12 protein-coding genes are annotated in these 22886 nt (G+C 72.5%); 7 read left to right on the top strand and 5 right to left on the bottom strand.

What is annotated here, in order from left to right; genetic code table 11:
* The first annotated feature begins 353 nt into the window (after positions 1-353).
* Positions 354-3191 (top strand): glycoside hydrolase family 3 protein, encoded by a 2838-nt coding sequence (locus tag ACFO60_RS14695; protein ID WP_380840740.1) that lies wholly within the window; start codon positions 354-356, stop codon positions 3189-3191.
* Positions 3188-4195, top strand: coding sequence for a LacI family DNA-binding transcriptional regulator (locus ACFO60_RS14700; protein WP_380840741.1), 1008 nt, complete (start codon positions 3188-3190; stop codon positions 4193-4195). The genes ACFO60_RS14695 and ACFO60_RS14700 overlap by 4 nt, the downstream gene beginning before the upstream one ends.
* A gap of 116 nt (positions 4196-4311) precedes the next feature.
* Here the strand turns inward: ACFO60_RS14700 and ACFO60_RS14705 are convergent, their stop codons facing one another.
* Entirely contained in the window at positions 4312-5088 is a 777-nt protein-coding gene (locus ACFO60_RS14705; protein ID WP_380840742.1) for an ankyrin repeat domain-containing protein, read from the bottom strand.
* Between the two features lie 140 nt (positions 5089-5228).
* Positions 5229-6335: a Dyp-type peroxidase gene (locus ACFO60_RS14710; protein WP_380840743.1), complete on the bottom strand. Its 1107-nt coding sequence runs from the start codon at positions 6333-6335 to the stop codon at positions 5229-5231.
* Between the two features lie 305 nt (positions 6336-6640).
* Here ACFO60_RS14710 and ACFO60_RS14715 point away from each other — a divergent pair, with 305 nt between their 5' ends.
* The gene (locus ACFO60_RS14715) at positions 6641-14209 is read left to right on the top strand and encodes an RHS repeat-associated core domain-containing protein (RefSeq protein ID WP_380840744.1); all 7569 of its coding nucleotides are present in this window, start codon (positions 6641-6643) and stop codon (positions 14207-14209) included.
* 49 nt (positions 14210-14258) lie between these two features.
* A complete protein-coding gene (locus ACFO60_RS14720) occupies positions 14259-15140 on the top strand; it encodes a hypothetical protein (RefSeq protein ID WP_380840745.1) in 882 nt (293 codons plus the stop codon).
* Between the two features lie 15 nt (positions 15141-15155).
* On the opposite strand, the gene ACFO60_RS14725 is transcribed toward ACFO60_RS14720, so the two are convergent.
* Positions 15156-16322: a low temperature requirement protein A gene (locus ACFO60_RS14725; RefSeq protein WP_380840747.1), complete on the bottom strand. Its 1167-nt coding sequence runs from the start codon at positions 16320-16322 to the stop codon at positions 15156-15158.
* Between the two features lie 137 nt (positions 16323-16459).
* Between ACFO60_RS14725 and ACFO60_RS14730 the strand changes: the two genes are divergently transcribed.
* A complete protein-coding gene (locus tag ACFO60_RS14730; protein ID WP_380840748.1) occupies positions 16460-17422 on the top strand; it encodes a hypothetical protein in 963 nt (320 codons plus the stop codon).
* Between the two features lie 42 nt (positions 17423-17464).
* Here ACFO60_RS14730 and ACFO60_RS14735 read toward each other — a convergent pair whose 3' ends face one another.
* Together ACFO60_RS14735 and ACFO60_RS14740 are read right to left on the bottom strand one after the other, a co-directional pair.
* Complete coding sequence (locus ACFO60_RS14735; protein ID WP_380840749.1) at positions 17465-18346, bottom strand: DoxX family protein; 882 nt, start codon at positions 18344-18346, stop codon at positions 17465-17467.
* Positions 18347-18454: 108 nt separating this feature from the next.
* Positions 18455-19969 carry an MFS transporter gene (locus ACFO60_RS14740; protein WP_380840751.1) on the bottom strand — a complete coding sequence of 505 codons (1515 nt, stop codon included), beginning with the start codon at positions 19967-19969 and terminating at the stop codon, positions 18455-18457.
* Positions 19970-20374: 405 nt separating this feature from the next.
* Between ACFO60_RS14740 and ACFO60_RS14745 the strand changes: the two genes are divergently transcribed.
* Entirely contained in the window at positions 20375-22237 is a 1863-nt protein-coding gene (locus ACFO60_RS14745; RefSeq protein WP_380840752.1) for a CHAT domain-containing protein, read from the top strand.
* A 214-nt stretch (positions 22238-22451) separates the two neighbouring features.
* Entirely contained in the window at positions 22452-22886 is a 435-nt protein-coding gene (locus ACFO60_RS14750) for a CBS domain-containing protein (protein WP_380840753.1), read from the top strand.

The following is a 22886-nucleotide window of genomic DNA, read 5'->3' on the forward strand; positions in this document are numbered from 1 at the left end:
ATTCCGGCCCGGCCGGCGTGGGCCGGCGCCGGTTCGCGCTCGCGAAGGTCCGTCGTCACGCGGGCTCGTGATCACGCCGGTTCATGATCGTGCGGACTCCGGCTCAGGACGATTCCCAGGTCGGCGCACGCTCGCGCCGGAAGCCGCCGAAGTGGCTCTTGACCCGAAGGCCGCGAAGCGGCACTCTTCAGGAGAACCCCGGATGTAACACTGTTGAAATCTTCGTATACACCGTCGAAGCGCTTCGAAACTCCTCGTGAGTCAAGCTCCGTCGAAGCGCTTCGACCACCAGAGACGCTTCGGCGTCGAAGCGTTTCGAAACGCACCTCGGTGAGCGAAGGACGGTCCCCCAGATGAACGAACCGGTGTCAGGCACCTTCCGCGATCCCGCCCTGCCGACCGAGGCGCGCGTCGCCGACCTCCTCGGCAGGCTGACGCTGGAGGAGAAGGTCGGCCTGCTCCACCAGTACCAGGCGGCCGTGCCCAGGCTCGGCCTCGGCGTCTTCCGCACGGGCACGGAAGCCCTGCACGGCCTCGCCTGGCTGGGGCCGGCGACCGTCTTCCCCCAGGCGATCGGCCTGGCCAGCACCTGGGACCCCGACCTGGTGCGCCTCGTCGGCGCGGCCACCGGCGACGAGGTGGTGGCGCTGCACCACAAGGACCCGGCCGGAGCCGGCCTCAACGTCTGGGCGCCTGTGGTGAACCCGCTGCGGGACCCGCGGTGGGGGCGCAACGAGGAGGGCTACTCCGAGGACCCGTGGCTGACCGGCGTCATGGGCACGGCCTACTCCCGCGGCCTGAGGGGCGACCACCCGACCCTGAAGACCGCTCCCACGCTCAAGCACTTCCTGGCGTACAACAACGAGACCGACCGCTGCGTCACCTCCAGCAACCTGCCGCCGCGGGTGCTGCGCGAGTACGAGCTGCGGGCCTTCCGCCCGGCCATCGAGGCCGGGGCCGCCGTCTCGCTGATGCCTTCGTACAACCTGGTCAACGGCCGCCCCGCGATGCTCAGCCCGCTGATCGGCGACGTGGTGCGCACCTGGACGCCCGACGACCTGCTGGTGGTCAGCGACGCCCACGCGCCGGCCAACCTCACCGGCCTTCAGGGCTACTACGCCGACCCGCCGGAGGCCTACGCGGCGGCCGTCAAGGCGGGGACCGACAGCTTCACCCAGGACGACGACCGGCCCGCGGACACCCTGCGGCACATCACCGAGGCGCTGGAGCGCGGGCTGCTCGGCGAGGACGACGTCGACACCGCCGTCAAGCACGCGCTCGCCATCCGGGTCCGCCTCGGCGAGTTCGACCCCGCCACCCCCTATGACGGCATCACCGAGGAGGTCGTCAACAGCCCCGAGCACCAGGCGCTCGCCCGCCGGGCGGCCACGCGGTCGATCGTCCTGCTGAAGAACGAGGGCGTCCTGCCCCTGCGCGACCCGGGGCGCGTGGCGGTGATCGGCCCGCTCGCCGACACGCTCATGGAGGACTGGTACAGCGGCACGCTGCCCTACGCCGTCACCGCCCGAGCCGGGCTCGCCGATCGGTGCGTCACCGCCTTCGTCGAGGGCGTCGACCGGGTGGCGCTGAACACGGCGGGCGGCCACATCACGGCGGTGGAGCACTTCGCGGGCGGCCCGCTGACCGTCTCCACGGCCGGCGAGGCGCGCGCCGCCTGGTTCGACCTGTTCGACTGGGGCGGCGGAGCGTACGCGCTGCGGACCTGCGCCAACGGAAGGTACGTCTCGGTGGGCGACGACGGCGTGCTCGTCAACGACCAGCCCGGCCCGAACGGATGGGAGGTGCGCCAGACGTTCCGGCTGGACGAGCGGCCCCGCGGCACCCTGGCCCTGCGCCACATCTCCACCGGCCGCCATGTCGGGCTGTCGCCGGACGGCGCGCTGCGGCTCACCGACGACCCCGACGCGGCGGCCGTGCTCACCCTGGAGCTGGTCGAGAGCGGCGCCCAGGCGGCCGCCGACCTGGCCGCCACCGCCGACGTCGCCGTCGTCGTGCTCGGCGACCATCCGCTGGTCAACGGCAGGGAGACCGAGGACCGCACCGAGCTCGGCCTGCCGGCCGCGCAGGAGGCGCTGCTGCGCGCCGTCCACGCCGCCAACCCCCGCACGGTGCTGGTCGTCAGCAGCGGCTACCCGTTCGCGGTCACCTGGGCCGAACAACACGTGCCCGCGATCCTGTGGTCCTCCCACGGCGGCCAGGAGTACGGCAACGCTCTCGCCGACGTGCTGTTCGGCGACGAGGACCCCGAGGGCAGGCTCACCCAGACGTGGTACCGCTCGGCCCGCGAGCTGCCCGACCTGTTCGACTACGACATCATCGCGACCGACTCGACCTACCTGTACTACCGGGGCACGCCGCTGTACCCGTTCGGGCACGGCCGCAGCTACACCCGGTTCTCCTACTCCGACCTGCGGCTCTCCTCGGCGACGCTGGAGCCGGACGACGTGCTCCAGGTGCGGGTGACGGTCACCAACGTCGGGTTGCGGCCCGGCACCGAGGTCGTGCAGCTCTACACCCGCCAGCGGCGCTCCCGCGTCAAGCAGCCGCTGCGCCAGCTGCGCGGGTTCGAGCGGGTGCGGCTCGCGCCCGGCGAGAGCCGCACCGTCACCATGGCGGTCGACGTCGCCGACCTCGCCTTCTGGGACGTCACACGGGGAAGGTTCGTCGTCGAGGCGGCTCCGCACAAGGTGCAGGTGGGTGCGTCGGCCCGTGACATCAGGCTCTGCGCCCACTTCACGGTGGCCGGCGAGCGGATTCCCGCCCGTGACGCCTACGCCCGCCCTCTGGACGCGGCCGACAACGACGAGTACGACGGAATCGTGCTCTGCGACGCCGCCCGCTCCGGCGGCGACGCGGTCCGGGGCACCGACCCTGGCGGGTGGATCCGCTTCCGGGAGGTCGACTTCGCCGGCGGCGCCTCCGACTGCGTGCTGTCGGTCGCGAGCACCGAGGGCGGCGTGCTGACGCTGCGGCTGGACGATCCGCTCTACGGCGACGTCATCGGCGCGGTGTCGGTGGCGCCGTCGCGGGACAGATATGACCTGGCCACGGTCACCTGCCCCCTCACCGGGGCGGCCGGAGTGCACGATCTTCATGTCGTGTTCGAGAACGAGGGGGTCACGGTGAGCGAGCTCCGCTTCACCCGGCAAGCCACGGGGAGCGCCTCTTGAGAACGGTCACCATCGCCGACGTCGCCAAGCACGCCGGAGTCGCCGTCAGCACCGTCTCGTACGTCCTCAGCGGCAAGCGGACGATCTCGGCGACGACCAGCCAGCGCGTCATGCGCAGCGTCCGCGCGCTCGGCTACCACCCCAACGCCGGGGCACGGGCGCTGGCCAGCAAACGGTCGAACGTGATCGCCCTGGTGCTGCCGCTCCGCGCCGGCATGCACCTGCCCGTCCTGATGCAGTTCGCCACCTCGGTGGTGACCACGGCCCGGCAGTTCGACCACGACGTGCTGCTCATGACCGCCGACGAGGGGCCCGACGGGCTGCGGCGCGTCGCCGCGAGCGCCCTGGTGGACGGCCTGGTGCTGATGGACGTGGAGATCCACGACCTTCGGGTGCCGCTGCTGCGGGAACTGGAGGAGCCGAGCGTGCTCATCGGCTTCCCCGCCGACGCCTCCGGGCTCACCTGCGTGGACCTGGACTTCGCGCGGGCGGGGGCGATCTGCGCCGACCACCTGGCCTCCCTCGGTCACCGGGAGATCGCGTTGCTCGGGGCGCCGAACGTCGTCTACAAGCGCGGCACCGGCTACGCCGAGCGCACCATGGAGGGTTTCGTCGAGGCCGGCCAGGCGCACGGCGCGACGGCGCTCGCCTGGCCGTGCGAAGAGAGCTTCGACGAGGTGTGCGCCACCGTGAAGGCCCTGCTGGACGGGCATCCGGGCCTGTCGGGCATCGTGGTGCACAACGAGGCGGCGGTCGGCCACGTCCTCGGGGCGCTGCGGGTGCTCGGCCGGCGCGTGCCCGAGGAGGTCTCGGTCGTCGCCATCTGCCCCGACGACGTCGCGGAACGGGCCAGCCCGGCTCTCACCTCGGTGCTCATCCCGGCGGCCGACGTCGGCCACCAGGCGGTGCGCCTGCTGATGGCCAAGCTGGAGGGCGACACCGTGCCCGACGCCACCCTCCTCGCGCCCCGCCTGACCATCCGCCAGAGCACCACGAAAGTCTGACCCCGCCTGACCGCCACGAAGGCATCCGATCCGCCCAAGGCGTCAAGTCCGTCATGCGGTCCGCGAGTGTGGGATCGGTCGGCGCATCACGTCGTCGGCCCACGGTCCCGAGAGCGTCATGGACGGCTGGTGTAGCCGGCGGTCCGGGCCTCCAGCAGGCGGATGATCTCGGCGTGGCCGGTGCCGAGCCACGACTCCGAGCGAAGGCCGCCCGTGCTGTCGCGCACCTCGGCCACGATCCGTACGTCGCCTCCTTCGCACTCCTCACGGCGAACAGCGATCCGCGCTCCCGGTGGGGCGTGTTCCGTGGCTCGCGCGAGCACCTCCGCCTCGATGTCGCGCCCGGCGTACCGCCGGGCGAGATCGATGGAGCGCCGGCCCTGACCGTCGGCCGATACGGGGTTCGCCCCATGGTCGAGCAGCGTCCTGACCACGGCCGTCGCACCACGCCCGGCGGCGTGTGAGAGGGCGGTACAACCGGCGGAATCAACGATGTCGGGGGCAGCGCCCCGGTCGAGCAGTGCTTTCACGACGGCCAAGTGCTGGTTCGACGCCGCCCAGTGCAGGGCCGTCATGGCGGCCCTCGCGATGTCTTCCCGCCGGTCGGGATCGGCGCCGGCGTCAAGGAGCGCGATCACCACCTCGATGTGCCCCCAGCACGCGGCGGCACATAGGGGCAGTCCCTCGCTATCGCCTTCGCTCTCCCGCTCGGGATCGGCGCCGGCCGCCAGCAGCATCCGTACGATGCCCGCGTCCCCCTGCACGGCGGCCCGGTAGAGGGCCGTGCCACCGTCCGCGTCCGGCTCATCCGGAGACACACCGCCGGCCAGCAACCGCCGGACTCCCTCGGCATCCCCGATCACCGCCGCCGTCGTCAGCTCATCTCCCGTCACGCGACCCAGTCTGCACAGTACCGACCTCATGATCCATTGGTTTTCAGCAGAGCGAGCCGGCCTCTCCCCGGCCTCTGCCGAGGGGCTCGGAAGTCATTGCGTTCGAGGCCTCGGCCCGTCACCTGTGCCCGGCCGGCGGCTCAGCCCGTCAGCTCGGCGGGCAGCCCCCGCGACACGTCGGGCAGGAAGAAATAGCCGCCGCCCACAGTGAGGGTGTACCGGTCGAGGGGCTGGCCGGCCAGGCGGCGCTGGACACCGGCGAAGCCCAGCTCCAGATCGCCCTGGTAGGCGACGAAGAGCATGCCCTGGTCCTGCGGGCCCTCGTGGTAGGAGTAGCCGCGCCGCAGCATCCGGGGAGCCGGCGTCCCGGGCGTGCCGGGGTTGGCACGGCGCACGTGGGCGTCCAGGGGAGTGGCCGTCCCGTCGGGATCGTCGGCGAAGGCCGGGCGGCCGGCGGCAGGGGTGCCGTCCAGCCAGGTGCCGTCGCGGCGGCGGCCGATCACCCGTTCCTGCACCGGCACAGGCTCGGCGTCCCACAGCCGGGTGGCGAAGCGGATGACGCGCACGACCTGGTGACTGCCGCCCACGGCCCAGGCGGGCACGCCCGGCCCTGCGGCGACCCGCACGACCTCCCCCGGGCCGGGCTCGGCGTCCGCCCCGGCGGGGGAGCGGCCGGTCCCCGCGGCACGGAACGAGGGGTTGCCGTGGCCTTCCACGAAGCCGAACAGGTTGCGCGCGAGCACCCTGCCGCCGCTCACCTGGTTGCCCGGCCGGAAGCCGCGCCTCTGCCAGCGGACGCGCGCCGAGGGCGCCGAGCGCAGCCACGACCCGCTCGCCAGGCGGGCGGCCTCCGCCGTGGCCGCGCCGACGTGGAGCAGCAGGTCGCCGTGGGTGAGCGCGTCGTCCGGCACGTCGCCCGTGAATCGCGGCATGGGGATCAGCGCGGCGGGGCGGGCGGCCTCCAGCCCGGCCTTGGCGAACCACGACGCGCCGAGGGCCACCCCGGCCTGCACGCCGCCGGAAGCGGGAGTGGCGCGGGCCAGCGCGGCGTACGCCCGTGCGGCGTCCTGGCCCGGCGGCACGTCCAGCGCGGTCAGGACGACGTGCGCGGCGGGCGGGAGCAGCGCCGCGGGCAGGGCCTCGGCGTCCGCGGCGGCGAAGGCAGGGGCCTCCCCCGAGTCGGCCCCCACCGCGCACGCGGCGACCACGAGCCCGCCAAGGGCGAACGCCGTGCGCCGCCCGACCACGGCGGATCCTCCACCGGCGAGCGGGGAACCGGCCGGTTCCCCGCCGTCACGTCCAGGTGAGGCCGGGGAGGCGCCGTGGCGTCGGGTCAAGGGGTCTCCGTAGCGTCCGGCGAATATCGGACCAGAATCGAACGACACGATCGACGCCGAGTCAAGGCCTGTTATCGGACCGAGACGCTGCGGATTTTGAGGGTTGTTCGATTGATCAACTTACCTTAAAGTCCGAAATTGTCGAGTAAAGGACAGGTAAAGACGGAAGTCGTACAACTTTCATCTTTCTTTGGTCATTGTCACGGGGGAGCGGTATGTCGTTTGCGTGGAAGAAGCTGTCGGCCGTTCTCGTCGGCTTAGCGGTGGTGGCGACACCCCTCCCCGCGCAGGGGCAGAGCAGGCCCCCAGAGGCGGCGCGCCCCGTCGCCGCCCCCGCGCACGATGACACCTCCCGCGGATCCCCCGCCGTGGGCCCGTCCGCGACCGAGGCCGTCGCGCGGGCCGCCGCCGACCCGGCGGGGCCCTCCGTCTACGCCTACGACGCCGCCGGGAAGCTCGCCGGCGTCACCCACCCCGGCGGTGAGGCGGCCAGGTACACCTACGACGAGGCCGGCAACATGCTGGGCGTCGAGCGCTATCCCGCCACGCGGCTGTCGGTGATGAGCCTGGTCCCGGTCGCCGCCCGCCCCGGCGCGAGCGTGAGCCTCCAGGGCACGGGCTTCTCCACCACGGCCTCCGGCAACGCCGTCTCCTTCAACGGCGCCGCCGCCACCGTGACCGCGGCCACCGCCACCACGCTGACCGTCACCGTGCCCGCCGGCGCGACAACCGGCCCGGTGACGGTCACCACCGGCGGCACGACCGAGCAGGCCGGCGCCTTCACCCTGGCGCCCGCCGGGCCCGTGATCACCTCCCTCAGCCCCGCCTCCGGCCCGCCCACCACGGAGGTCACCATCACCGGATCCGGGTTCGCGCCCGGACTGCCGGACAACGTGGTGACCATCAACGGGACCCCGGCCGAGGTCGTCTCCGCGACGGCCACCACGTTGAAGATCGTCGTCCCCACCAGGGTCGCCACCGGCAGAGTGCAGGTCTCCACCTCCGCCGGCGACGCCGTCTCGGCGGCCGACTTCACCATTCCGTTGCCCGAGGTGGACTCGGCCACCATCGAGACCGCCGCTCGCGTCCAGGTCGGCGGCGCGGCCCAGAACTTTCTGATCACCACGGCCGGCAGGTCCGCGCTCGCCGTGTTCGACGCCCCGGCCTCCGGCAACGTCGACATCGGCCTCACCGGCATCACCCTGGGCGGCCTCTACGCCGAGGCCTACGACTACGGCGGAGAGAGGATCGCCAACCAGTACATCGGCTCCAGCGACGCCGTGCACCTCTCCGGCCTGACCGAAGGACGGACCTACCAGCTCCTGATCGACCCCACCTCGGCCACGGCCACCGGCCAGATCACCGTCACGATGTCGGAGCCGGTCGACGGCGGGGTGCTCTCACCGACCGGCGCGGGTTCGACCGTCGGGATCACCAGGGCGGGCCAGGCCGCGGTCTTCACCTTCGCCGGGACGACCGGCGCCGCCGTGAGCCTCGGGTTGACGTCCAACACCCTCAACAAGTCGGCGTATGTCAACGTGTGGGCGCCGGACGGCAGGCTCGTCACGCGGGATTTCTATTTGTCGGCGGGGTCGGCCGACGGGGTCGACATCGGTAAGTTGCCGGCGACCGGTACTTACCGGGTGGTCGTCGCGCCGAACTCGGCGGGTACGGGGTCGATCACGGTCACCCTGTCCAGCCCGGTCAGTGGCGGGACGTTGTCGCCGACCGGTGCGGGGACCGTCGCCGCCATTTCCCGGCCGGGTCAGGACGCGGTCTTCACCTTCGACGGTGTCGCCGATGGCGCGGTGAGCCTCGGGTTGACGTCCAACACCCTCAACAAGTCGGCGTATGTCAACGTGTGGGCGCCGGACGGCACGCTCGTCGCCCGGGATTTCTATTTGTCGGCGGGGTCGGCCGACGGGGTCGACATCGGCAAGTTGCCGGCGACCGGCACCTACCGGGTGGTCGTCGCGCCGAACTCGGCGGGTACGGGGTCGATCACGGTCACCCTGTCCAACCCCGTCAACGGCGGGACGCTGTCGCCCACCGGTGCGGGGACCGTCGCCGCCATCTCCCGGCCGGGCCAGGACGCGGTCTTCACCTTCGCCGGGACGGCCGGCGGCGCTGCCGGTCTCGGGCTGACGGCCAACACGTTGACCAAGACGGCCTATGTCAACGTGTGGGCGCCGGACGGCACCCTCGTCGCCCGGGACTTCTATCTGTCGGCGGGGTCGGCCGACGAGCTCGACATCGGCAGGCTGCCCGCGACCGGCACCTACCGGGTGGCCATAAGCCCGAACTCGGCGGGCACCGGGTCGATCACGGTCACCCTGTCCAACCCCGTCAACGGCGGGACGCTGTCGCCGACCGGCGCCGGGACCGCCGCCGCCATCGCCCGCGCGGGCCAGGACGCGGTCTTCGCCTTCGACGGCGCCACCGGCGCCGCCGTCAGCCTCGGCATCGTCCCGAACACCGTCAACCAGCCGATGTACGTCAACGTGATCGCGCCCGACGGGACGACGTCCGTGGTGCGGGACTACTACGTGTCGGCGGCGGCGGCCGACGAGATCGACATCGCCAAGCTGCCGCAGACCGGGACGTACAAGGTCGTGCTCGACCCGACGAAGTCGGGCACCGGTTCGGCCACCGTCACGTTCTCCGACCGGGTCGCCGCCGGTGCGCTCACCCTCGGCGCCGCCGCCAAGAGCGCGACCATCGCGCGGGCCGGCCAGGACGCGGCGTACACCTTCACCGGAACGGCCGCGCAGAAGGTCCAGCTCAGCGTGACCGGTGTGACGAGCTTCGGCGCGGCCGTCTACGTCGGGGTCTACAAGCCCGACGGCACCTCGCTCGGCAACTCCTATGTCTCCGCCAACCAGGTCATCAGCGTGGCCGACCTGCCGGCCGCGGGCACCTACACGGTCGTCGTCGACCCCACCAAGGGCGCCACCGGGCAGGTCGGGATGGCCCTGGCCACCCGCACCGCGCTCGCTCCCAAGGACGCCACCGGCGGCGCGGGAGGCCCGTCGGCGACCTCCGCCGCCGCCTCTGCGACGAGCGCCGCCCCCACGGCGGGCACCGCCTCCACGACGGGCGCCGCGCCCACGGCCGCGCCCGGGACGAGTCCCGCCGCCGAGCCGCCGTCCGCGACCCTCGCCGGTGAGAAGCCGGCCGCGGGCGACGCGGACTGGAAGCCCGACAAGGGCAACCTGCGGGGCGTCGACTGGAACATCCGCCGCGCCGAGCCCAAGCCCGTCACGCCCCTCCAGGCGGCCACAGGGACGACGGCCCTGTCCGGCGTGATCCGCACCGTGGACGGCAGGCCGCTGCCCAGGGTGGCGCTCGCCGCCGGACGGGTGAAGGCCGCGACGGACACCCAGGGACGCTTCCTGCTCGCGGGCCTGCCCTCCGGCACCGTCACGCTGGACGTCGACGGCGCCCCGGCGAGCGCCAAGGGCCACCGGTACGGCTTCTACTCGGTCAAGGTGGACCTCGCCGCCGGGCGGACCACCGTCCTTCCGTACACGATCTGGATGCAGCAGCTCGACACCCAGCACATGGTGCGGTTCGACTCGCCGGCGAGCGCCGAGGTCGTGCTCACCACGCCGAAGATTCCCGGCCTGGAAGTGCGCATCCCGAAGGGCTCGGTGATCCGCGACAAGTCCGGCAAGGTCCTCACCGAGCTGGGCATCACGCCCATCCCCATCGACCGGCCGCCGTTCCCGCTGCCGCCCAACGGCATCGTGCCGGTCTACTTCACCGTGCAGCCCGGCGGCACGTTCGTCTTCCCCGACGGCGCGCGCGTCGTCTACCCGAACTACACCAAGCTGCCGCCCGGCCACACCGTCGACTTCTGGAACTACGACCCCGAGCGCCAGGGCTGGCACGTCTACGGCCACGGCAAGGTCAGCGCGGACGCCACGCAGGTCGTCCCTGATCCGGGCACGAAGTTGTGGTCGTTCCACGGCGGGATGTTCAACACCTCGCTCATCCCCAAGTGGCTGACCAAGTGGTTCAAGGACGTCTGGGACTGGGTCAACGGCGACCCGGTGCAGCTGTCCACCGGACAGCTGATGGACTCGCGCACCGACCTCGCCGTCGACGACGTCATGCCGATCGAGGTCACCCGCACCCTGTACCAGGGCGACACGTTCAAGCGCGGCTTCGGCATCGGCCAGATCGGCGAGTACGACTCCTTCCTGCACTCCGAGGAGCAGTACCAGGAGGTCGACCTGTACCTGCCGGGCGGCGCGGTCATCCACTATGTCCGCACCTATGAGGGCACCGGCTACAGCGACGCCGAGTTCGCCGCCCGGGACACCCCGGGCGCGTACCGCGGCTCCACCATCGTCCGCGACGGGGACGGGTGGACGCTGACCCGGCGCGACGGCATGCGCTTCTACTACCCGCAGTACAAGCCGCTGGCCGAGATCAAGGACCGCAACGGCAACAAGATCACCCTGACCCGGGACGCCGAGCTCAACCTGGTCCAGATCACCTCGCCCAACAGCAGGTGGATAAGGCTCGCCTACGACACGCAGGACCGCGTCACCGGCCTGCGCGACAACATCGGCCGCACGGTCGGCTACACCTACAACGCCGGAGGCCGCCTGGAGACGGTCACCGACCCGGCCGGCAAGACCATGCGCTACACCTACGACGCCGCCGGCCGCCTGTACACCGCGACCGACACGCGCGGCATCGTCTACATGACCAACGAGTACGACTCCGCCGGCCGGGTGAAGAAGCAGACCCTCACCGACGGCCAGGTGTACACCTTCGACTACGTCACCGACCCGGGCACCGGCGCGATCACCGAGACCCGGGTCACCCAGCCCGGCGGCGCCGTCCAGCGCGCCACCTTCAACGCCGCCGGCGCCGTCACCGCCCAGACAGAGGCTTACGGGACCCCCGAAGCGCGGACCACCGTCTACACTCGCGGCGCCGACCAGCGGATCGACTCCTCGACCGACCCCGAGGGGCGGGTCACCGCCTACGCCTATGACGGCGAGGGACGGGTCAAGTACTCGACCCGGCTCGCCGGGACCCCGGACGCCGTGGACGGGGAGAAGGTCGTCTACGGGCCGTTCGACCAGCCCGCGGCGATCACCGACGAGCTCGGCAAGACCACCACCTACGATTTCGACGCCGACGGCAACGTCGTCAAGGAGACCGACCCGCTCGGCCGGGTCGTCAAGACCACCTACAACAAGGCCGGCCAGGTGCTCACCGTGACCGACGCCGCCCTGAAGGTCACCACCAACGCCTACCGTCTGGGCGCCCTGCGCACCACCACCGACCCCACCGGGCGCGTCACCCGGTTCTTCGCGGACGCGGCCGGAAGGGTCACTCACACGACCGACCCCGCGGGCGCGGTCGCGGTCGTCGCCTACGACGCGCGCAACCAGATCAGCTCCGCGACCGACCCGCTCGGCCACGCCTACGCCTTCGAGTACGACGACAACGGCAACCGCACCAAGCTCACCGACCCCCGGCACAACTCGATCAACTGGGAGTACGACGGCTCCGACCGCGTCAAGAAGGTCACCGACCCGCTCGGCCGCTCCTCGGTCACCACCTACAACCCGGCCGGTCAGGTCGACACGATCACCGGCCGGAGCGGCAAGGTCACCAAGTTCACCTACGACGCGCTCGACCGGACCAAGACCGTCGACTACGGCGTGACCGCGACCGGAGCCGAGTCCCGCGTGGTCCTCACCTACGAGGGCGACCTGCTGAAGAAGATCAGCGACACGGCCGCCGGAGGCGACACCACCTTCACCTACGACACGCTCGACCGGGTCAAGACGGTCGCCGCGCCCACCGGGCAAGTGGGGTACGGCTACGACGCCGCCGATCGCCGCACCAGCGTCACCGTTCAGGGCCGCACCCCGGTGATCTACGACTACGACGACACCGGGGCCGTCAAGCGCGTCGCCCGGGGCACCGTCGAGGCCGTTCCTCACTACGACGACGCCGGACGGCAGGACAGCCTGGCCCTGCCCGGCGGCTGGAGCCAGGCCTACGGCTACGACGACGCCGGGCGGGTCACCTCGATCTCCTACCGGTACGGCGGAGCCGCCAAGGGAGACCTGGCTTACGGCTACGACCCGCTCGGGCAGATCGCCTCGGTGACCGGCTCGTTCGCCAAGGTCGCGCTGCCCGCCGCCGCCGACGGGATGGTGTACGACGCCGCCAACCGGATGACCGGCCGCGCCGGGCAGACCCTCAGTTACGACCTGGACGGCAACCTCACCGGCGACGGCGCCACCACTTATACCTGGAACGCCCGCGGTCAGCTCACCGGCCTCAGCCGTGCCGGGCTGACCGCCGGGTTCCGCTACGACGGCGAGGGGCGTCGCGACCGGCGCACCGTCAACGGGGCGGTCACGGGCTACCTGTCGGCGGGCGACAACCCGGTCGCCGAGACCGACGCCTCCGGCGCCGTCACGGCCGACCTGCTGTCGGGGGCCGTCGACCGCTGGCTCGGCCGCACCACCGCGTCAGGGACGCAGACCTATCTCACCGACCTGCAGGGCAGCACCCTCGCCCTCGGCGCCTCCGACGGCGCCGTCAAGGCGAGCTATTCCTACGACCCCTACGGCGGCGCGGCGGTCACCGGCGACCCCGGTGGCAACGGCTTCACCTACACCGGGCGCGAGGACGACGGCACCGGCCTCATGTTCAACCGCGCCCGCTACTACAGTCCCACGCTCGGACGCTTCCTCAGTGAGGATCAGGTCGGCATCGACGGCGGAGCCAACCTGTACGGGTACGCGGCCGGCGACCCGGTCAACGCCACCGACCCGAGCGGCAACAATCCGCTTCTCGTCGCCTGCGCGGGCGGTGCGCTGTTCGGCGGGGGCCTTGAGTATCTGACGCAGCGGCTGTCCGGCCGCAAGGTCGAATGGGGCGCCGTCGGCACCCAGGCCGCGCTCGGCTGTGGCCTCGGGATGCTGGGCAAGGCGTTCCAGCTGGGCAAGCTCGCCCAGTGCGTCGGCAACAGCTTCACCGGTGACACCCCCGTCCTCATGGCCGACGGGACGCGCAAGCCGATCAGCGAGGTGAAGGTGGGCGAGCGGGTCACGGTCACCGACCCCGCGACCGGGGTAACCCGCGGCGAGCCGGTCACCGCCGTCATCCAGGGCGTCGGCCCCAAGGCCCTGGTGCACATCACCGTCGACCTCGACGGCGACCGGGGAACGGCGACGGGTGCCGTCACCGCCACCGACGGGCACCCATTCTGGGTGCCCGAGCAGGGCGGATGGGTCGAGGCGCAGGACCTCGTTCCCGGTACCTGGCTGCGCACCTCGGCCGGCACCTATCTCCAGGTGAGCGCCGTCCGCACAAGCTTCCAGTGGCAGCGCGTTCACAACCTCACCGTCGGCGATACGCATACCTACTACGTGGGCGCCGGTGGACAGGACGTCCTCGTCCACAACGGCGCCTGCCCGAAGGCGGCCTGGCTCGGCAAGGCCAACTTCACCAGTCCCAAGACGATGAGCAAGAAGTTCGACGCCCACGCGGCCGACTTCGGCATCACCGGCACTCGCAACAAGGCCAATCTGAAGGCGTTCGAAAAGGCGATGAGAGACCACATCGCGGCCCCCGGCACCAAGATCTACCGGTTCGACTACCGTGGGCAGGGAATCGCGGTGGGTTTCATCGACCCGAGCTCAGGAAAGATGGTCATGCTGCACGCGGACGGCACCTTCTGGTCGGCCTTCAACCTGGGCCGCAACCAGCTCGCGAGCGTCATCGACAAGGGCTTCCTCTGGTAAGCGCGGAGCGGGTCGGCGGGTCCGGGCCGGTTCTCACAGGGCGGGGCCGGTGAGACCGGTGCCCGGCGGCCACCGGTTCACGACCGGCGGGCGGCTCGTGGGCGCGCTCCTGCGATCCCCTTGCCGGTTCGCGCGCGAGTGGCTGGACGAAGGGCCCAAGACGGTGGTCCCCGTCCCGATCTCCCCGCCCGCGCTTCCGGGCGTCGTCGCCCGCGTGGCCGCCGGTGCCCGAGAAGCCGGCGCCGGGCACCTGCTGGCCGCGCGCACCGGCGACGAGCACGCCGGTGATGCGGTCGTGGAGCTCCCGGTGACCGGTGACCGCTCGCCACCCGAGCCTCCCTGGGAGGACGCCGGCCTCGTGCTGGCCCTGCCCGGGCTGGCCGGGGCGGCCCTGCTGACCGAGAAGGGGTATGGGCTGATCGCGGGGCAGGACCGTTTCGTGCGGGCCTGCCTGGAGGAAGGCATCGACGAGGCCAGGGCCCGTTTCGGCAGGTACGCGCGCCGTCTGGCGGCCTCGCACCCGGGCCTCGCGGCGGTGGCCGAGGAGTTCCCGCCCCGGCTGTCTGCGGTGTCGTCGCCGGCCGAGGCCGTTCCCGCATCGGCGATCGGCCGCCAGCTCGACCTCATGAGATCCCTCGCGTGCGGAGACCTGGACGCGGCCGGCTTCGCGCCCGCCTGGCTCGCCGCCCGCCGGCGGGCGCTCACCGCAGGGGAGCGGGCCCGCGGTACCGTGGAGCGGGCCCTGGACGACGTCTTCTTCGCGCTGGAGGACTACGCCGCCGACCCCGCCCTGCGGGAACCCGGCGACCTCACCGACGATGAGCTGAAGGCCCTGGTGCGCGCGGTCCTCGGCCGGCTAGGCGACTCTCCGCGCTCGACGCCGGCGCCCCGTCCGCCGGTCGCCGGGCCCGACCCTGAACAGGGTCGCTGACCCACAGCCTGCCCGTCAGCCGGCGGCCGGGCGGGCAGGGTGTGTGTGCTCGGCGGTCAGGGCGCTGGAGAGCAGGACCACCAGGGCCGCGAGCTGGGCGAGGGACGACCACAGGCCGAGCAGGATGGTCACCGGGGCGACGGCCGCCGCGACCGAGCGCAGCCTGCGCGCAGGCAGGCCGAGCACCAGGCGGTACATCGCGTCGCCCCCCAGGTAGAGCGTCACGCCGGCGGCCAGGGCGATCGCCGGACCGGCGTGAAGGTGGTCGAGCGGGTGGCCGATCGCGTTCTTCACGCCCGCCGCGACGCCGACGATGCCGAGCAGCATCGGGATGTGGGCGTAGAAGTACGCGCCGAGGATGAGCCGGGTGCGGCGCACGGTGTCGGCGCCCACCAGCGCGCGCTCCGCGGCCGCGTCGTCCTCGCCGCCGAAATAGCTCCACCACAGGCAGGCCGCCAGGACGAGCCCCAGCGTGGCCGCGACCAGCAGGGCCGGGCTCACCTCGCCGTGCGCGCCGATGCCGATGGCCACCACCGACTCGCCGAGCGCCACGATCACCAGCAGGCCGTGCCGCTCGACGATGTGCGACGGGTGCAGGGGGAAGCCCTTCTGCCCGATGAAGTACGGGCTGCCCCACAGCAGCACCATCGCCGCCGTCCACAGCAGGTAGACGAGCACTCCATCGGCGAGCCCGGCCGCGAACAGCAGCGCGGTCGCCGCGAGGTTGAACGGGACCACCCGCACGAACGAGGCGGTGGCCTGGAGGTAGAGGGCCGCGTGGACCAGCACGACGATCAGGTAGCCGAGCGCGAAGGCCCACCCGCCGCCGTCGAAGGCCCGCGGGATGGCCAGGGCCATGACGAGGAACCCGGCCATGCCGAGCAGGATGAGGACGCGGCGGGCGGGGCGGGCGGGCGGCACGGTGTTGGTCAGCCAGGCGTACCCGGAGTACATCCACCAGATGACGCCGAAGACGAGCAGCACGCGCAGCGCGCCTTCGAAGGGGCCGCTGTGGACGGCGCCGGGCGCCCGCTCGGCGAAGCCGTCGACGAGCAGGGTGGTGAGCTGTGTGACCGTGAAGACGAAGACGAGGTCGAAGAAGAGCTCGAGCGTGGAGACGCGCAGCTCTTGCTCGGGTGAGGTGGGCTCGACGCGTTCGGCGAACCAGCCGGGCAGACGCATGCGCCCATCTTCGCGGGCGAATGCCCCTTTTGAGCGTTCAGTTCGCCCCGGGCTGATCACCGTCCGGGGCCGGTAATGCGGATGGCGTGCCCGCCGATGAAGGGGGGAACATTCGTGATGCCCCAAGGGAGCGGTCCATGACGTTCATCCCATTACCCGGCTGCGAGACCACCATCGTCCCGGCGGGTTCCGGCTATCCGCAGTCGTTCCGCACGGACAACCCGGACGGCACCTACCAGACGCGAACCTACGACGGGAACATGAGGCTCCTGCAGGTCCAGGAGGGCCGGGTGACCCCCGGAGCGGACGGCGGCTCGGTCGAGCAGTACGTCACGCGGGTCTTCGACGCCGCGACCTGCCGCACGACGGGCATGGGGACGGGGACCGTCGTCAAGAGCGCCGACGGTCTGACGCAGGAGCGGACGATCACCTCGAACACGGCGGGCAGGATCGTCGAGACCGAGTACCTCGAACACGAGGTGAAGGACCAGGACGGCGTCTACCACTTCGTCCTCGACACCACCGAGAAGGTGACCGAGGCGGACGGCAAGACGGTCTCGGACCGATGGGTGCAGGACTGGGGCTCGGGCGGTCAGTCGAACATCAAGGAGCACACCGAGAACGGCAAGGTCACCGACCGCAGCGCCAGCTTCACCGACCATCCCGGCAACCCGGCCGAGGGCAACCAGAGCACGACGTCGGTGCACTATCACGCCGACGGCGGCGCGACCATCACGACCGAGACCAGGGACGCGAACGGCCACGCCGAACCTCCCAGGACGACCACCGTGGACAAGGAAGGCAATCCCATCGAGTCTCCGCTGGCGGACGACGACCCCCGCCCGCGCCCCGCGCAGCCCAACCCGCTCGCCATCGGCGAGGACGACTTCGAGCCGTCGCCGGAGTTCCAGGACAAGGCCGATTCCTATCTCACCCCTGAGGCCGTGGCGCAGATCGGGCGGCAGGAGGCCGAGGCGGGCGCGGCCTGGCTGGGCCCGGCCGCGGCCGGGCGGCTGAACACGCCCGAGGCGTTGCGCGGGTTCCTCAGCCACGAGGACGTCCTCGCCCATGCCCTGGACGGCCTGTATCCCGACACGTGACCGTCCCGCTCGCCCCGCCCCTGCGCCGCCGGGGCGGCTCGGCTAGTCGCCGTCGGACGGGGCGGCGGTCTTCCTGCCGCCCGCGACGAGGCGGTCGCCTCTGGTGGTGGGCTCGGACGGGGCGTCGGCGCCCGAAGCGGCGTCCTCGGCCTCGTCCGAGGGCTTGGCCGGCCGGCGTGGCCGCGTCTTGCGCGGGGCGGTCACCTCCGCCGTGTCGCCGGAGCCGGTGCGCTTCTCGGGGAAGGTCACCGGACCTTTGGCGGCGGCGTCCCTGGCCTCGCCGGGATCGCTCCCCGCCCGCCCGGTGTTCCGCCCGCCGCCCGTGCGGCCGGAGCCCCGGTCGTCGGGGTCGGTGCGGTCGCCGTCGCCCGCGGGGCCGGAGACCCGGGTCACGGCGGTGTCGGAGGCGCGGGCCGGGGCGTCGCCGGCCGTCGCGGTGGGACGCGAGGTGTCGCGCCAGGAGGCGATGACGTCGTCGGCCTCGGCGTCGGCGGCCATCTCGTCGGCGGCCTCGGCCTCACGCCGGCGGATCACGACGAGGTGGTCGACGGACAGGCGCCCGGCGCCCACGACGGCGAGGAGCACCGACGCCGAGCCGAGCGCCACGATGAGGTTGATGTCCCCGCCGGTCAGGGGAAGACCGGTATCCCCGCTGACCAGCACGAACACGGCCAGCGCCTCGGCGAAGAGTATGAGCCCGCAGGCGGGGACGGCCAGGCCCGCGACCAGCAGGGCTCCTCCGATGAGCTCGATGAGCATGGTGGCGGCGGCCCACACCCCCGGGCCGGGGGCGTCCATCTTGGCGAACTGCTCGCTCGTGGCGGTCAGCCCGAATTCGAGCTTGTGCCAGCCGTTGGCGAAGAAGATGCCGCCGACGCCCAGCCGGGCGGCCAGCGCGGCGAGATCCTGGAAGGTTCGTCTCACGGTAGCCATTCTCCTGGGGTCGGTCCGCGTTGCACAGACAATTGCCCTGTATCGCCCTCGCCATGCGCCCGGGGCAAGGGACGGGCGCGGGAGACGGGTGTGCCGGGGTCAGGCGGAGACGCGTTCGTGGCCGGGCGCCTCGGCGCCGGCGGCGGTGGAGGAGCGGCGGGGGAGCAGGACGGCGGCGGCGACCGCGGTGACGGCCAGCAGGGCGACGCTGACCAGCACCGTGGAGTGCAGGGCCGTGACGAAGGCGGTGCGCGCGCCCTCCATCAGTGACGCGCCCGCGGGCCCCCCGACTTCGCGGGCGACGTGCGCGGCCGAGGCCAGCGACTCTCTGGCCTGCCCGAGGGCCGCCGGCGCGACCCCCGGCACGGCGGCCACGCCGGGGGCGTACACGATCGTGGTCACGGTGCCGAGCACGGCCACCCCGAGGCCCGCGCCCAGCTCGTAGGCCGTCTCTTCGATGGCCGCGGCGCCGCCGGCGCGCGACTCGGGGGCGGAGGCCATGATGGTGTCGGAGGCGGCGAGCAGCGCGACCTCCACGCCGAAGCCGATGCCGGCGAAGCACACGCCGAGCATCACGGGATGCTGCTCGGCCCCCCACGCGAGGGTCGGCGCCAGGGCCAGCCCGGCCAGCGCCAGGCCGCCCGTCATGGTCGCGCGCAGGCCGAAGCGCTGCAACAGGTGGGCCGCGCACAGGCCCCCCGCGATGGCGGCGATCATGAGGGGGAGCATGCGGGCGCCCGCGCGCAAAGGGCTGTCGCCGAGCACGAGCTGGAGGTACTGCGCCAGCATCAGCTCCAGCCCCACCAGCGCGAAGACCGACAGCAGCACGCACAGGACGCCGACGGCGAAGCCGCGCTGGGCGAACAGCCCGATGTCCAGGAACGGGCGGGAGAGACGGCGCTGGCGCGCGGTGAACCACACCAGCAGGCCGAGACCGCCGATCATGATCGTGAAGGCCGGGCCCGCCCCGGCGATCCCGCCGTGGCCGGCCTCCTTCAGCCCGAAGGCCACGAACAGGATGCCCAGCGTGGACAGCACGGCGCTCGGCACGTCCCAGCGGTGGCCGCGGTCGCCGTGCGACCGGGGCAGCAGGCGTACGGCGAGCGGCAGCGCGACGACCAGCAGCGGGACGTTGATCAAGAAGACCGCGCCCCACCAGAAGTGCTCGACCAGGACGCCGCCGACCAGTGGCCCGGCGGCGGCGCCGCCGGCGGCGACCGCGCTCCAGACGCCGAGCGCGATGGCCCGCTCACGGCGGTCGGTGAACACCTGCCGGATGATCGACAGAGTGGCGGGCATGATCATGGCGCCGCCCACGCCGAGCAGCGCGCGCGAGAGGATCAGGGCGAGCGGGCCCGTCGAGAAGGCCGCCGACAGCGAGGCGACCCCGAAGACGACGTAGCCGGCCAGCACGAAACGGCGCTTGCCGTACTTGTCGCCGAGGGTGCCGAAGGTCACCAGCAGCGGGGCGACGACCAGCGAGTACACGTCGATGATCCACAGCAGTTCGACCGCGGAGGGTTCGAGCGCGGCGGTCAGGGCGGGGACGGCGATGTGCAGCACCGTGGCGTCCACGGCGATCAGCAGCAGGCTGAAGCAGAGCAATGCGAGCACCGACCACCGGTTCGCCGGATGGTCTATGGTCGTGCCCCGGACACGGCTCGCCGGTCGGGTGCCCAAAACGGTCATTGACTAGCCGAATGGCTTCAGCCCGCAGAACATGCGTGGCAGCTTAGGCCATGTCGGTTGATCGTTCAGCGGGTTGTGACAAAGGCCTTGACTCACCATCTCCCGGACGCCGAGCGGGCGTCCCGATGCCGCCGGATTCCGGCGGAGGCGGGGCGGAGGCGGCGGGAGGGCCGGGGCCGGGGGCTCCGGGACCGCTGGGGTTGGTGATCAAGGTGAGGCGACGCCGACCTCTCTAGAGAGCTATAGCTATATGTCCGACCTCTAGGCAACCGGTGATCCGCAACGGATCATGACGGCGTGGGGAACGCCAGCGAGTCAGATCCCTCACCGGTGCCATCCCCGCGAGATCGCTCCGATCCCCGCGCCTGGTGCGTCGTCGCCGTCGCACGGCTGGCGCGCGACCTGCCCGAGGGAGCGCTGGAGGCCGCCGGTGAGGCGGTCGCGCGCGACCCCGACGGCGAGTGGGGTCATCGGCTGGTGAGTCTCGCCCAAGAACGCCTCGGCCGCGACTCCGAGGCGGTCGTAGCGGCTCAGGACGCCGTCCGGCTCGCACCCGGCTCCTGGGCCGCACGGCTTCGTCTCGGATCGGTGCTGCGCAGGCTGCCCGGAGGGTGGCGCGACGCCTGGAGCGAGGCCCAGCGCGCCGTTCGCTTCGCCCCCGAGCAGCCCGACCCGCATGTCCTGATCGGCGACCTCGCCCTGCTGCGAGGCGACCACCGGCAGGCCGCCGCGGCCTACCGGGCCGCGTTGCGCAGAGAGGAGGAGCATCCCGGCGCGCGCGTCAACCTCGGGCTGGCGTACCTGCGGTGGGGCCGCCCGCGCGACCACCACGACCCGGCGTGGGCCGCCGACCCCCGCGAGACCGGCCGCGCCCGGCGGGCGCTCGAACTGTGGTCGCGGCAGGTGCGCCTGCTCCTGGTGGTCTGCCTCGCGGCCGTCGCCGTCCTGGCCTTCTGGTACGACCTGCGCGACCCGGCGCGCGCCGGCGGCGCCGCCGTGCTGGTCCTGGCGGCGGCGATCACGGTGCGGCAGGCCCGCAAGGTGACGGTGTGGCGGTACGTGCCGGGCATGCTGGCCCGCGACCTGTGGCTCTGCGTGGCGGTGTCGGTCACGCTCCTGGCGGTCGCGGCGTACGCGGCGGCGCTGATCACCCTTCCGGCCTGGACGCTCGCGGACGAGGTCGTCCCTCTGGTCGCCGCGGCCGGCGCGCGCGAACAGGTCGGCTGGGACGACGTCGTCGGGGGCTTCTGGGCCGGGCTGTTCGGGCTGGTGCTGTTCAACGGTGCGGCGGTGACCAGCCTGCGCGCGTTCGCGGAGACCTGGCAGGGCCGGCCCGTCCGCGCGCTGGCCGAGTTCACCGCGGTCCCGCCCGAGCGCGTCGGGCGGCGCGACACCGACGTGACCTTGTGGATCGTGGCGGCCCGTCTGTGGTTCCTCCTGGTGCTGCTCGCCGTGCTCCCGCTGGTGGCGGCCGAGCCGCGCGCCGCGCCGGCGGGGGCGTGCGTGCCGGCCGCGATGCTGTACGTGTGGTGGCGGGGCGGCCTGCGCTCGCGCCTGGGCGAGATCCTCCGGGACGACTGGGGGCTGGCGGTGGCGCTGGCCTTCCTCATGGCGGGCGCCGCCGCACTCGTCGTGGCGGGCGCCGTGCCGGCGCTGGGCCTGCCTCCCTCGATCGGCGCGCGGGCGTGGTGGGCGGTGGCGGCCGCTCTGGTGATCGTCGTCATGGCCTTCGCCGCACGGGCGGTGCGGGCGTGGTGGCGCGGGTCGTCCGGGCCGTGGCGGGCCTCGCTGGTGCTGTGCGAGGGCTGCGGCCCCCGCCTGCCGGGGGACGCGGGCCCGTCGGTCACGCTGAGCCCCGAGGTGCGCCGGGCGTTCACCTACTCGCGCGGCGTCGTGCTCTCCTACACCGACGCGGGCGGCCCCCGCACGCTCGCCGTCGGCGCGGTCACCTCGGTCACCCGGTCGGGGGAGCTGCGCCTGATCGCCTCGGAGGAGGCCTGGGCCGCGGCCGAGCGCGACCCGCGGGTGGCGGTCTTCGTCGCAGACCCGATCGGGCGGCGGTTCTGGACCGAGGTGCGCGGCATCGCCCTGGCCGACGCCGCCGACAACGTGCTGCGGGTGACGCCCAAGCACGTCCTGGTGGGGGAGTTCCCCGGCCGCCACGAGGCGAGGCCGTCCCCGCGCCGGTCGTGAGCGCGCGGCGTACCGCGGGCTGCGTGGGGCGTCCCCGTGGGCTGCGGGCGGCGCCCCAGTGGGGTGCGGGACGGCGTCCTCGCGGGCGTGCGGGCCTTGGGCGCCGGAGCCGAAGTTTCCGCGAAGTTACCCGTGGGTAGGGTTGGCCCTGTCTCGGAATCTGGACATACATGGATGTATAGGGACAAACTCACCGCATCCTTCGGGGGTACCGATGAGCAGACCGCAAAAGGACAAGCGGGCACAGGACGTCATGCACTCGGGGGCCGAGTGCATAGGCGAGCACGACAACCTGCGCACGGCCGCGCAGATGATGCGCGACCTCGCGGTGGGCGCGCTGCCCATCTGCGGAGACGACGACCGGCTCAAGGGCATCATCACCGACCGGGACATCGTCGTTAAGTGCTGCGCCGAGGGCAAGGACCTCGACAAGACCACGACCGGCGAGCTGGCCCACGGGCTGGTGTGGGTGGCCGCGGACAGCAGCATCGAAGACGCGCTGGCGAAGATGGAGCAGCACCAGATCAAGCGCCTGCCGGTGATCGAGAACCACCGCATCGTCGGCATGATCAGCGAGGCCGACCTGGCCAAGGAACTGCCCGACAACAAGCTCGCCGAGTTCGTCCACCGCCTCTACGCGGGGGCCTGA

The sequence above is a fragment of the Sphaerisporangium dianthi genome (assembly GCF_042654065.1).
GTDB lineage: Bacteria > Actinomycetota > Actinomycetes > Streptosporangiales > Streptosporangiaceae > Sphaerisporangium > Sphaerisporangium dianthi.

What these genes read in the sequence shown, in the direction of transcription:
- ACFO60_RS14695 (WP_380840740.1), top strand. Translation starts at nt 354, where the DNA reads ATGAACGAACCGGTGTCAGGCACCTTCCGCGATCCCGCCCTGCCGACC.
- ACFO60_RS14715 (WP_380840744.1), top strand. Translation starts at nt 6,641, where the DNA reads ATGTCGTTTGCGTGGAAGAAGCTGTCGGCCGTTCTCGTCGGCTTAGCG.
- ACFO60_RS14725 (WP_380840747.1), bottom strand. Translation starts at nt 16,322, where the DNA reads ATGCGTCTGCCCGGCTGGTTCGCCGAACGCGTCGAGCCCACCTCACCC.
- ACFO60_RS14730 (WP_380840748.1), top strand. Translation starts at nt 16,460, where the DNA reads ATGACGTTCATCCCATTACCCGGCTGCGAGACCACCATCGTCCCGGCG.
- ACFO60_RS14750 (WP_380840753.1), top strand. Translation starts at nt 22,452, where the DNA reads ATGAGCAGACCGCAAAAGGACAAGCGGGCACAGGACGTCATGCACTCG.